The following is a 13,505-nucleotide window of genomic DNA, read 5'->3' on the forward strand; positions in this document are numbered from 1 at the left end:
CACCTCAATTTTCTATGCTTTCTTTCACTTCAAGTCCTTGAGTTTCATCGTCTAACTCAAAATCAATGGTTCTTTGATACTTATCTACTCCTAGCACTCTTACCACTACCTGTTCTCCAAGTTTAAATACCCTTCGGGTACGTTCCCCTACCATTTCATAAGTTCCTTCATTATAATAGTAATAATCATCTTTTAAATTTGTTATATGAATTAAACCTTCTATCGTATTTGGTAATTCTACATACAAGCCCCAGTTCATAATACCAGAAATGACACCTTCAAAACTTTCCCCAATATGTTCTGACATATATTCAACTTTTTTAAGCTTCTCTGTTTCCCTTTCCGCTTCATCGGCACGGCGTTCCATTGCGCTTGAATGCTTCGCAACTTCGGGAAGTATTTTTTCATAATGGCTGATTGTATTTTCATTCATTCTTCCACGGAGTTGATCTTTTATAATTCTATGAATCTGCAAATCCGGATAACGTCGGATTGGTGAAGTAAAATGACAATAGTATGGTGTCGCTAAACCAAAATGTCCTGTGCTTTCTACGGTATACTTCGCCTGCTTCATTGAACGTAATGTTAATCGGCTGATTAATGCTTCTTCCGGTGTATCCTCGATTTTTTTTAACAACTTTTGTAATTCTTTGGGATGTATTTCATCTTGTGATATATGAATTACATGACCGAAGTTGTTGATAAAAGTACTCAATTTCATTATTTTTTCAGAATCCGGCTTATCATGCGTTCGATAAACAAAAGGTATTTCCTGCCAAAAATAATCCTGAGCTACCGTTTCATTTGCCAAAAGCATAAAATCTTCAATGATTCTAGTTGCCACGTTTCTTTCATAAGGTTTAATTTCAATTGGTTTTCCCATTTTATCCAAAATAATTTTAGTTTCCGGAAAATCAAAATCAATCGAACCTCGTTTCCAGCGCTTTTCTCTTAAAATACCGGCAAGTTCCTCCATCCGTTCGAACATTGGAACATAATCTTTGTAGCGCTCAATACTTTCTTCATCCTTGTCATGTAGTATTTTTCTAACTTCGGTATAAGACATCCTTTGATCTACACAAATTACAGTTTCGGCAATTCTATGGTCGATTACATTTCCTTTCAAATCTACTGTCATAATACAACTCAAACTTAAACGGTCCGTTCCGGCATTTAAAGAACAGATTCCATTAGAAAGTTTGTGTGGAAGCATAGGAATTACTCGATCCACAAGATAAACACTGGTACCTCGTTTCAAAGCCTCTCGATCCAAGGCACTGTTTTCCTGTACATAATTTGTCACATCCGCAATATGAACACCTAAAATGAAGTTATCTCCTTCTTTCGTAATGGTAATCGCATCATCTAAGTCTTTTGCATCTTCACCATCAATCGTTACTGTCTGCCAGTCACGTAAATCCATACGTCCTACTCTATCTACTTCACTGACTTCATTGGATACCCGCTCTACCTGATTCATTACTTTTTCAGAAAATTCTACCGGTAATTCATAAGCTCTTACAATAGACATAATATCCGTTCCCGGATCATTAATGTGACCAATAATTTCTACTACTTTTCCTTCCGGTTTTTTATCGTTATCTCCATAAGATGTAAGTTCTACAACTACTTTATGTCCAGTAACAGCTCCTTTAGAACGTTCCATAGGAATAAAAATATCTTTCGTAAAACGTAGATTATCAGGGCGGACAAATCCGAAATTTTGGCTTTTTTCAAAGGTACCAACAACCTCTTTTATTTCATGAGATATTATTTTTACAATAGTTCCTTCTCTTCTTTTTCCTCCTGTGACCGGTAATAATGTCACCTGCACCTTATCATGATGAAGTGCACCATTCACTTGAGATTCTGAAATAAAGATATCTTCATCCTGACCTTCCACTTCTACAAAACCAAATCCTTTTGGATGTCCGATAAATGTTCCTTCTACATATTTTTTAGAAGCTTTTGAATATTTTCCCCTTTTAGAAAGTTCTATTTTCCCTTCAGCTATTAATTCATCCAGAATAATTTTCAAATTATCTCTTTCTTCTTTGGAGACATTTAACAATATTGCCATTTCTTTAATTTTCATCGGTACATAAAGATCATCACAGATAAAATCATATATTATTTTTTTTCTGCTTTTAAGAACTTCTGGTGTCATACCTGATACCACCTTTCTTTTCAAAGATTCTACTTTTCAGAATCACACGACCAAGCTTCTTATATTATAATAGAAGAAAAACACTCTTATTCAAGAGTGTTTTAATCTGCAATGTATTATATATAATAATACTCTATAAAAAGTCTGAACTCTGCTTTTCGTTCAAACTATTTGAGACTGGAAATATTAAGCACAGCTGCTAATACAATAAAAACAACTGCTAAAATTCTAGTTATTTTAACAAGTGCACCTTCCATTGAACGCCCTTTATTCTTGCTCCAATAAGTTTCTGCTGCTCCGCTAATAACTCCAAGTCCTGCTGATTTACCTTCTTGAAGTAATACAATAATAGTTAACGCGATACAATCTATCGCAAATAATACAGTCAAAATTGTTCTTAAAACGCCCATATCACACCTCCTACGGTTATTACAATACAAACTGTATTGTAACACAGCAGGTACTCTTTTTCAACTATTATTTTCTGGATTTACTACTTTTTTCCTAGCAAATGCAATTTATTTTGCAAATGGATTTACAAAACGGTCTATTCCATTTAATTCTTCCTCAATTCGTAATAACTGATTATATTTTGCTGTTCTTTCACCTCGACATGGGGCACCGGTTTTTATTTGTCCCGAATTAACTGCAATTGCAATATCAGAAATAGTTGAATCTTCTGTTTCTCCTGAACGATGTGAAATAACACACCGATAACCTGCTTTATGCGCAGTTTCAACTGTATCAAAAGCCTCTGTTAATGTCCCTATCTGATTTACTTTAACCAAAATTGCATTGGCGACCTGTCTCTCAATACCATATTTTAAACGTTTTACATTTGTAACAAATAAATCATCTCCAACCAATTGAACCTTTGCTCCTAAGCGATTGGTCAATTCTTTCCAGCCATCCCAATCATTTTCATGCAATCCATCTTCAATAGATACAATAGGAAAAGAATTAACTAACTCTTGATAATATTGAATCATCTCTTCCGAGCTCCTAACAACTTCACTTCCCTGAACCTGACTCTCGCCTGGGAAATAATATTGGTTTTTATCTTCTTGATACAATTCACTTGCAGCTGCATCAAGTGCAATCACAATATCTTTACCCGGTTCATATCCTGCCGCCACAATCGCTTCCATAATAATTGAAAGTGTCTCTTTTGAATCCGCTAAATTGGGAGCAAATCCTCCTTCATCTCCAACTGCAGTAAAATGATTCTGTTTTTTCAGAATTGTTTTTAAATTGTGATAGACTTCCACACCCATTTGCAGGCAGGACTTGTAATCTTTAGCGCCAATCGGCATAATCATAAATTCCTGTAAATCAACTGTATTATCTGCATGCCTTCCTCCATTTAAAATATTCATCATAGGTACCGGAAGCTGTCTTGCACCTATTCCACCTAAATATTGATATAATGGTATCGATAATGCTTTCGCCGCCGCTTTTGCAACAGCCATTGAAGTGCCAAGCATAGCGTTTGCACCCAGATTTTCTTTATTTTCCGTTCCATCTGCTTTAATTATCAGTTGATCTATTTCAATCTGTTTCAAAGCATCTTTTCCATTTAATATATCTGCTAATTTTTTATTTACATTTTCAACTGCTTTTTGTACACCAAGCCCAAGGTATCTTTTTTTACCGTCTCTTAATTCAACAGCTTCAAACTTACCAGTCGATGCTCCTGAAGGAACTGATGCAATAGCAGAAATCAAATCCTCTAAAACAACTTCTACTTCTACTGTTGGATTTCCTCTTGAATCTAATATTTCTCTTGCGTGTACTTTCGTAATAGATAATGATTGATACATATAGATTCTCCTTTTCTTTTCTAGCTTTCATTCACCTATATGTTTACCAAAATTTTACGATATTATGCCTCTTCTAATCTTTTTGCAACTTCAAGCCCAGTGGGAGTTATGGCAAGCCCCCCTTCACTGGTTTCCTTCAGAGAAGCGGGCATTCTGGAACCAATGTCTCCCATCGCATCGATTACTTGATCTGCTGGTACTTTGCTTACAACTCCTGCTAATGATAAATCGGCACTAGTTAATGCATTAACTGCTCCTATTACATTCCTTTTTACACATGGAACCTCAACCAATCCTCCTATAGGATCACAAACAAGTCCTAACAAATTTTTCAATGCTATCGCACTTGCGTTTGCTATTTGTTCTAATGAACCATCTCTTAAGTATACAACAGCACCGGCTACCATTGCACTGGCTGATCCAATTTCTGCCTGACATCCGCCCATGGCCCCTGCTATAAAGGCTCTTTTAGCTATTACTTGACCTATTCCGGCTGTTACGTATAATGCCTCAATTAATTTTTCTTCCTCTACTAGATAAAATTCATCATAACTTAAAAGCACTGCTGGTATCACTCCACAAGAACCTGCTGTTGGAGCTGCTACCACTCGACGCATACATGCATTAGATTCTCCCATTTTAATAGCTTTTTCCATAACAGCTCCAATAAAATCCCCACAAATTAACATTCCCTTTTCTCTGGCTTCTTTCACTCTATGCCCATCTCCGCCTACCAGCTTACTAGACGAGATCAAATCTTTGTCATAATTTTCATGAGCTTCTCTCATTGCAACAAGCATTTTTTTCATTTTATTCATTGACTTTTCTTTTGTTACTTGTCTTTCATTCATATCATCTTCCAAAATGATTTCCCAAAACTTTTTCTTTTCTCTTTGTGCTTTTTCTATTATTTCTTCAAGTGAATGATAACTCATATTATTCCTCCAAACTCAAATAACTTACTTTGATGATACCTTCCAAATGTTCTAACCATTTAACAGATTCTATTGGAATTTCTTGATCACATTCAATTACCATAACAGCTTTTCCTCCTCTTGACTCTCGAAACAACTGCATCGTAGCAATATTTACAGATTTATGTCCAAGCATTGAAGTTACTTCAGTTACATGTCCTGGCTGATCTATATTATGAACAATTAATGTAGGATAATTACCTCCAAAATTAGTTTCTATTCCATCAATTTGACATATTTTTATTCGACCGCCACCTGTTGAGGAAGCTACAATATCCAACCTCTTTCCAGTCTTTCCTTCTAATTCTAACTTTACTGTATTAGGATGCATCTGATTTAAGACAATTGTACCAAAAAAAATCTCAATCTCATTTTCTCTTGCTATCTCAAAACTATAAGGTATACGTTCATCATCAGGCTGCATGCCTAATAATCCAGCTATAATTGCACGATCTGTACCATGACCTTTTCCGGTCAATGCAAAAGAACCATGGAATAGAACATTCACTTTTTTAATATCCTCACCTAAAAGCCGGTATGAAATATAACCAATTTTAACTGCTCCTGCTGTATGTGAACTTGATGGTCCAACCATAACAGGACCTACAATATCAAATAAATTCATGTTTTTCCTCCTAAAAAAAACAATGAGGTAATGAAGACATGAAAGCCTTCATTACCTCTGTTTTCTTTATCTTTTGTACGCAATTATTATTTGATATAACTAATTATCTTATACTAAATTATTGGTAGGAATATTTGGAATATCATTCAATATTTTAAACCGTCTTCATTAACAAAGATTTTCCAGTCATTTCTTTTGGTTGTTCCATTCCCATCATTTCAATCATAGTAGGTGCAATATCTGCTAAACAACCGTCTTCTCTAAGTTTATACTCTTTGTCATAATTTACTAAAATAAAAGGTACCTGATTCGTTGTATGTGCAGTAAACGGTTCTGCTGTATCATAATCTACTAACTGTTCTGCATTTCCATGATCTGCACAGATAAACATTTGACCATCTACTTCTTTTAATGCATCCATCACTCTGCCTAAACAATTATCAACTGCTTCAATCGCTGCAATAGCTGCCGCTTCAATCCCTGTATGTCCTACCATATCAGGGTTCGCAAAATTAACAATAATAACATCATATTCTTTTGATTTCATTGCTTCAATCGTTTTGTCTGCTACTTCACATGCACTCATTTCCGGTTGTAAATCATAGGTCGCAACTTTAGGAGATTTGACCAGAATACGAGTTTCTCCTTTATTTGGTTCTTCTATTCCACCATTAAAGAAGAATGTAACATGTGCATATTTTTCTGTTTCTGCAATTCTGGCTTGTTTTAATCCATGGGCAGCAAGGAATTCTCCAAGTGTATTCTTAATCTCTACTTTATGAAAAGCTACATATTTATTTGTTATACTGATATCATATTCTGTAAAGCATACATATGTAAGCTTTAATCTTTGTTCTCTTTTGAAGCCTTCAAAATTATCATCACAAAATGCTCTTGTAATTTCTCTTGCTCTGTCAGGTCTGAAGTTAAAGAATATGATTGAATCATTTTCTTTAATAGTCGCAACAGGTTTACCATCTTTTTCAATGACTGTTGGAAGTACAAACTCATCATATACTTCGTTATCATAAGATTTTTGGATTGCATCCACTGCATCAGAAGCTTTCACTCCTTCTCCATCCACTAAAGCATGATATGCCTTCTCGACTCTATCCCAACGATTATCTCTATCCATAGCATAGTAACGACCAGCTACAGATGCAACTTCCCCTACGCCGATTTCATTCATTTTATCAATTAATTCCTGAACAAAGTCCTTTCCTGACTGAGGTGCTGTATCACGACCGTCTAAGAAACAATGTACATATACTTTATCTAAATTATTCCGTTTTGCAAGTTCCAATAATCCATAAATATGAGTATTATGACTATGAACACCGCCATTTGATACTAAACCATAAAGATGAAGCGCAGATTTGTTTGCTTTTGCATTATTCACAGCAGTCAATAAAGCTTCATTTTCAAAAAAATCTCCATCACTAATTGACTTTGTAATTCTTGTCAATTCTTGATATACAATTCTACCGGCACCCATATTTAAATGTCCTACTTCAGAATTACCCATTTGTCCTTCCGGTAATCCTACGGAAAGTCCGGATGCATTTCCTTTAACCCAGGGATATTCCTCCATCAGCTTATCCATAACTGGTTTCTTAGCCAATGCAATGGCATTTCCTTCTTTTTTCGAATTCAATCCATATCCATCTAGAATCATTAAAACAGTTGGTCTTTTACTCATTTTTTTACTCCTTTATCTAAACATTCATTTTGTTATAATTTTCACAGCAACTAAATTATAGCCTTTTTTTCTAATGTTTGCAACATTATTCTTCATTCAAAGAGTCAATTACTGTTGATTTTCTCCACTTATTTGAAAAATAATACCAGAGTGTCAACAGCATTGCCCCAAAGGAAGCAACAGGCGCTCCCAGTCCTACACCGCTTAATCCCATTTGAAATAAGAGACCAAATATAATGCATGCGGGTATACGTAAACCGACTGACGATAAGATACTGTTAATCAGTGAAAATGTCGTATGTCCAGCACCAATAAATAAACCATTTAATCCAAAAATGATTGGTACAAATATATAATCAAAACTATAAGTACGTATATATGTAACACCGCAGTCTATCATTGCTTGATTGTCTCTATCAAAAATCTTTAGAATCGGTTCTGGAAAAATCATTACAACAGCAAAAATAACCCAGCTTATACCTATTGCAATCAACGTTCCAACTTTAAATGTTTTCTCAACCCTATCCCATCGGTTTGCTCCAATATTCTGTGCACACATCGCAGAAATAGAAGAACTCATGGCTATAGCGGGCAGTATTGCAAATCCATTAATCTTAGCAACTACTCCAACTGCTGCTGAAGCATTGACACCTCCAATGATGTTTACTAATGCTGTTAAAAATAAAAATGATACACCAACAATTCCATTTTGTATCGCATTAGGTAAACCGACTTTTATTAATTTAATCATTCTGTCTTTATACAGACGAAAAGATTTTATTTTAAAATCAAATAGGAATTTATTCTTTATTAAATATATAATACATAATATCATACTTAATGCTTGTGAAATAACAGTAGCAATCGCTGCCCCTAAGGCCGCCATATGAAAGACAGCAACAAATACTATATCTAATATTATATTTGTAATACATGCTATTAAAACAAAATAGAACGGCCTTTTACTATCTCCCATACCACGCATAATCGCACTTAAAGCATTATAGCCGAATATAAAAACAATTCCAATAACAGTAACTAATAAATATCGATTGCTTTCCTGATAAGATTCTGATGGTGTCTGTAAAAGATTTAAAATAGGTTCTTTCAACAGCAACATAATAATCGTAATTCCAACAGCAGCTAATAATAATGTCGTAAGTAAAGTAGCTATGCTTTCTTTCACTGCTTCTCTGTCTTTGGCACCTAAATATTGAGCTACTAAAACAGTACCTCCTGTACAAAGACCTGCAATTATATTTGTCAAAATAAAAGTAATCTGTCCTCCTATTGTAACTCCTGACAGACTATTGGTTCCACTAAAATTTCCTACAATCAGCATATCTGCCACATTATAAAGTGATTGTATTAAATTTGATATCAAAAACGGAAAAGAAAACCAAAATAACTGTTTGACTACATTTCCTTCTGATAAATTGTTTTCAAGGTTACTCATTGTTTTTTCCACACTTTCTTTCGTTCATATATTAGATAATTATTCCTATTTCATCCTTTTTAAAGCATCCGCAAATGCATTATTAATAGGCTCATCTTTTTGCTTATTTAGATATCGTTTTACATCCTTTTTCGATACACCAGCGCCTTCTTTCTTTCGCCTCTCTTGAAATTTGGATAGACGTTCTTTATGACCACACACACATACAAATAATCCTTCATCTTTGTTTCCTACCATCTCCATTTTTTTATGGCAGACCGGACATCTGGCATTTGTTATTCTTGATATCGTCTCTCTGTACCCACAATTTCTATCTTGACAAACTAACATTTTAGAATTTTTACCATTTACTTTTAACAAACGTTTTCCGCATTGAGGACAGATTTTATTTGTTAAATTATCATGTCTAAAAATACCTTCTGCAAACTTTATCTGCTCAATAATATTTAAAGTATATGTTCTTATTTCATTCATAAAAATAGAACTCTTTAATTGTCCTTTTGCAATTTGAGAAAAATTCATTTCCCACTTTGCTGTTAGTTCTGGCTTTTTCAAATCTTCCGGTACTAAATCAAGTAATTGTTTTCCTTTTGAAGTCACGCTGATCTCTTCACCCTTTTTTTCTATAAAAAAGCTAGAAAATAATTTATCAATAATATCAGCTCTGGTGGCTACTGTTCCTAAACCGCCCGTCTCACCTAATGTTTTAGCCATTTGTTGATCCTTGCATTCCATATATTTAATGGGATTTTCCATAGCAGAAAGCAATGTAGCTTCATTAAATTTAGCCGGTGGTTTCGTTTGACCTTCCGACAATTTAACTTTTACTTCTTTCAAGGTTTGCCCCTCTTCTACCAAAGGGAGTTTCTGTTCTTTTAATCCTTTCGGTTCTTCTATCTCATCGTCTTCAATACTATGATAAACTTCTTTCCATCCATTTTTTATAATAACATTTCCTTTCGCATAAAATTTTTCTCCACAAATTACACCTATCAAAACGGTCTCTACATACTCACATGGAGGATACAATACAGCTAAAAAACGTTTTACTACAAGATCATATAGTTTTTTCTCTTCATTTGTCATATGGATAAATTCAGGATATTGTTCTGTTGGTATAATTGCATGATGGTCCGATACTTTACTATTGTTAACAAATGCTTTTTTACCTTCTATTGGTCGACTTTTAAGTAAATTACCTGCCATTTTTTTATAAGGCCCGATGGCACAAGCTCTTATCCTTTCTTCTAATGTTTCCACTATATCTGTTGTAATATATCTGGAATCTGTTCGGGGATAAGTTAAAACTTTATGATTTTCATAAAGGCGCTGAAGAATATTTAAAGTTTCTTTAGCCGAATATCCAAACCGTTTATTTGCCTCGCGCTGAAGTTCTGTTAAATCATAAAGTAACGGTGCATAACTTTTTTTATCTTTTTTATCTACTTTAATAATATTTATAGAATCCTCTTTTATCTTATTTAAAATCTCTTCCATTCTCTCTTTTGAAAATGAACGATAACTTCCGCTTTTTTCATCTCGCCAGGTAAACACAATTCCATTTGATTGAACAGTTATCCCATAATATGTTTCAGGTTTAAAATTTTTAATCTCGTTTTCTCTTTTAGCAATCATAGAGAGAGTCGGCGTCTGAACTCTTCCACAAGATAATTGTGCATTGTATTTACATGTCAATGCACGCGTAGCATTCAAACCTACCAGCCAGTCAGCTTCTGCCCTTGCAACCGCAGCATAATATAAATTCTCATATTCTTTCGCACTTTTTAGTTTAGAAAAACCTTCTTTTATCGCTTTATCGGTTACTGATGATATCCATAGACGCTTACAAGGTTTTTGATTCTTTGCTTTTTCAAGGATCCATCTTGCAACAAGTTCACCCTCACGACCTGCATCTGTAGCGATGACTATATTCTCAATATCTTTTCGATGTATTAATTGTTTCACTACTCCATATTGCTTGGCAGTCTGTTTGATAACTTCAATCTCAAATTTATTTGGCATAATCGGAATATCTTCCATTTTCCATACTTTATATTTCTTATCATAATTTTCAGGCGCTGCCAAAGTTACTAAATGTCCTAATCCCCATGTGACAACATATCGATTCCCTTCGATACATCCATTTTGTTTCTTAGTACAATTTAATACTCTTGCTATATCTCTGCCCACTGAGGGCTTTTCTGCTATTACTAATGTTTTCATTATTCTACTCCTATAAATAAATGAACCCCTTCATGATGAAGGAGCCATCGAAGATTGTTATCCTTAATTTAATCTGTTAATAATTTCGGTCAGAATCTGATTTGCTACTTCTTCCTTTGATAGAAGCGGAAGTTCCTTTTCCATATCGTTTGCAACTAAGGTCACTTTATTCGTATCTGTTCCAAATCCTGCACCCTGTTCTTTCAGATTATTGGCTACAATCATATCCAAATTCTTTTTGACCAATTTCTGTCTGGAATTTTCGAGCATATTTTCTGTTTCCATAGAAAAACCACATAAGAATTGATGTTTCTTTTTTTCTTTTCCTAATTGTAATAAAATATCTTGTGTTCTTTCTAATTGGAGTTCCATATCAATATCTGTTTTTTTCGTCTTCTCTTGACTGACATGACTAGGTCGGTAATCAGCAACTGCTGCTGCTTTGATAATGATATCCTGATTATCGGACTCTGCTTTCACAGCCTGAAACATATCCTGCGCAGATTTTATTGGAATCACTTTTACGTAAGGAGGAGTCTGTATTGATGTCGGTCCACTAATTAAAGTAACATTCGCTCCTCTCAACATCGCCATTTTAGCAATTGCATATCCCATTTTTCCGGTTGAATAATTACTGATAAACCTTACCGGGTCAATAGCCTCTTGCGTAGGTCCTGCAGTAATTAATACATTCTTACCTTTAAAATCTTTTTCAAAAGCTATTTCCTTTAAAATAGCTTCAACTAAGTCTTCCGGTTCTGCCATTTTTCCTTTTCCAATATCCCTGCAGGCCAACAAGCCTATTTGAGAATCTATTACTCCATATCCGTAATCCTGCAATTTTTTTATATTATCTTGAACAATAGGATTTTCATACATATTCGTATTCATTGCCGGTGCTATCAGTTTTTTGCAATTGCATGCCATAACAGTTGTCGTCAACATGTCATCTGCTATACCAAAAGCTAATTTTCCAATTACATTAGCTGATGCTGGAGCTATTATAACTAGATCAGCTTTCTTGGCCAATCCTACATGATTGACATGAAATTCAAAATTGCGATCAAAAGTATCTACAAGGCATTTATGATTCGTAAGTGTTTCAAACGTAATTGGATTAATAAATTGTGTTGCATTTTGTGTCATTATAACATGTACCTGTGCCTGCATCTTAATTAAAAGACTTACTAAATTTGCAGATTTATAAGCTGCAATACTTCCGGTAACACCAAGTACTATCGTTTTATCTCTTAACATTTATCCACTCCCTTTTGCTGGTATTACAAGTCTTTCAATAATCCGTGCTTCTCATAATTTGTAACACGAACAATATGATTTTTATCATCTACAAAGACCACATTAGGTTTTAATGTTTTTGCTTCTTCCTGATCAACATTGGCATAACACATAATTATAATTTTGTCATTTACTGAAACACAGCGGGCTGCTGCTCCATTTAAACAAATCAATCCGCTTCCACGTTCTCCTGCGATGGTATATGTTTCAAACCGGCTGCCATTGTTAATATCAACAATCTGCACCTGTTCATATTCTAAAATTCCGGCTGCGTCCAATAAATCTTCATCTATTGTAATGCTGCCTACATAATCTAATTCTGCTTGAACTACTGTTGCTCTATGAATTTTTCCTTTTAACATTGTAAATTGCACAACGAAATCTCCTCTCACTATATTTCAAAGATAAAATTATCAATTAATCTGGTTTTACCTATATAGACAGCTAGCGCTGCCAATACAGTCTTTTCAATTCTTTCTACAGGCTGCATCGTTAATCCATCTACAATCTTTACATAGTCTATTTTTGCTAATGGTTCTGATTCAATTTTGGCTATCATCGTCTCTTTTATAAGAGTTGCGTCCTTCTCTCCATTCAGAACTAACTCTTCTCCTATTTTAACAGCTTGACTCAATACTAAGGCAGCTACTCTTTCTTCTTTATTTAAGTAAGTATTTCTCGAACTTTTTGCCAGACCATCACGCTCTCTAATAATTGGACATCCTATTACTTCAACATCTATATTTAGGTCTTCTACCATTTGTTTTATAATTGCTAACTGCTGTGCATCCTTTTGACCGAAATAAGCTCTGTCCGGTTGTACAATATGAAATAATTTGGAAACTACTGTACATACCCCACGAAAATGAACCGGTCTGCTTTTACCGCATAATTCTTCCGTCAGTATTGACATATCTACATAAGTGCAAAAACGCTCACTATACATTTCTTTTGGATCCGGATGAAAAATTAAATCTACACCTAATGACTCACAATATATTTTATCTTTTTCAAAATCTCTTGGATAATTTGCTAAATCTTCATTAGGTCCAAATTGCATGGGATTTACAAAAATACTAACTACGACCTTATCATTTTCTCCCGCTTTTTGAATCAGGCTCCCATGACCTTCATGTAAATATCCCATAGTCGGTACAAATCCTATTGTTTTTCCTTCGTTTCCCCATTGCTTTATTCTTTCCCGCACTTGGTCGATCGTTGATACAACTTCCATTATTTTTCCTC

The 13,505-nt window shown here is 34.5% G+C and carries 11 protein-coding genes; all 11 read right to left on the bottom strand.

The annotated features are described in order from the left end of the window. Positions 1-4 precede the first annotated feature (4 nt). Positions 5-2,167, bottom strand: a complete 2,163-nt coding sequence (gene rnr / locus DWV06_RS02200) for a ribonuclease R (RefSeq protein WP_115480556.1) — start codon at positions 2,165-2,167, stop codon at positions 5-7. A 167-nt stretch (positions 2,168-2,334) separates the two neighbouring features. Continuing rightward, on the bottom strand, positions 2,335-2,577 hold the full coding sequence (gene secG / locus DWV06_RS02205) for a preprotein translocase subunit SecG (protein WP_115480557.1): 243 nt from the start codon (positions 2,575-2,577) through the stop codon (positions 2,335-2,337). A gap of 108 nt (positions 2,578-2,685) precedes the next feature. After that, the gene (eno, locus tag DWV06_RS02210) at positions 2,686-3,987 is read right to left on the bottom strand and encodes a phosphopyruvate hydratase (protein ID WP_115480558.1); all 1,302 of its coding nucleotides are present in this window, start codon (positions 3,985-3,987) and stop codon (positions 2,686-2,688) included. 62 nt (positions 3,988-4,049) lie between these two features. Further along, the gene (gene sdaAA / locus DWV06_RS02215) at positions 4,050-4,922 is read right to left on the bottom strand and encodes an L-serine ammonia-lyase, iron-sulfur-dependent, subunit alpha (protein ID WP_115480559.1); all 873 of its coding nucleotides are present in this window, start codon (positions 4,920-4,922) and stop codon (positions 4,050-4,052) included. A gap of 1 nt (position 4,923) precedes the next feature. Next, positions 4,924-5,586: an L-serine ammonia-lyase, iron-sulfur-dependent subunit beta gene (gene sdaAB, locus DWV06_RS02220; protein ID WP_115480560.1), complete on the bottom strand. Its 663-nt coding sequence runs from the start codon at positions 5,584-5,586 to the stop codon at positions 4,924-4,926. A gap of 154 nt (positions 5,587-5,740) precedes the next feature. Next, the gene (gene gpmI, locus DWV06_RS02225) at positions 5,741-7,285 is read right to left on the bottom strand and encodes a 2,3-bisphosphoglycerate-independent phosphoglycerate mutase (protein ID WP_115480561.1); all 1,545 of its coding nucleotides are present in this window, start codon (positions 7,283-7,285) and stop codon (positions 5,741-5,743) included. Positions 7,286-7,370: 85 nt separating this feature from the next. Then, positions 7,371-8,741, bottom strand: a complete 1,371-nt coding sequence (locus DWV06_RS02230; RefSeq protein ID WP_115480562.1) for an MATE family efflux transporter — start codon at positions 8,739-8,741, stop codon at positions 7,371-7,373. A gap of 45 nt (positions 8,742-8,786) precedes the next feature. Beyond that, positions 8,787-10,964, bottom strand: coding sequence for a DNA topoisomerase III (locus DWV06_RS02235; RefSeq protein WP_115480563.1), 2,178 nt, complete (start codon positions 10,962-10,964; stop codon positions 8,787-8,789). 63 nt (positions 10,965-11,027) lie between these two features. Further along, positions 11,028-12,221 carry a bifunctional phosphopantothenoylcysteine decarboxylase/phosphopantothenate--cysteine ligase CoaBC gene (gene coaBC, locus DWV06_RS02240; protein WP_115480564.1) on the bottom strand — a complete coding sequence of 398 codons (1,194 nt, stop codon included), beginning with the start codon at positions 12,219-12,221 and terminating at the stop codon, positions 11,028-11,030. A gap of 23 nt (positions 12,222-12,244) precedes the next feature. Then, positions 12,245-12,634, bottom strand: coding sequence for an aspartate 1-decarboxylase (panD, locus tag DWV06_RS02245; protein ID WP_115480565.1), 390 nt, complete (start codon positions 12,632-12,634; stop codon positions 12,245-12,247). Between the two features lie 17 nt (positions 12,635-12,651). Continuing rightward, on the bottom strand, positions 12,652-13,494 hold the full coding sequence (gene panC / locus DWV06_RS02250) for a pantoate--beta-alanine ligase (protein ID WP_115480566.1): 843 nt from the start codon (positions 13,492-13,494) through the stop codon (positions 12,652-12,654). Between the last annotated feature and the right edge of the window lie 11 nt (positions 13,495-13,505).

This window comes from Anaerosacchariphilus polymeriproducens, assembly GCF_003363435.1.
GTDB classification, from domain to species: Bacteria; Bacillota; Clostridia; order Lachnospirales; family Lachnospiraceae; genus Anaerosacchariphilus; species Anaerosacchariphilus polymeriproducens.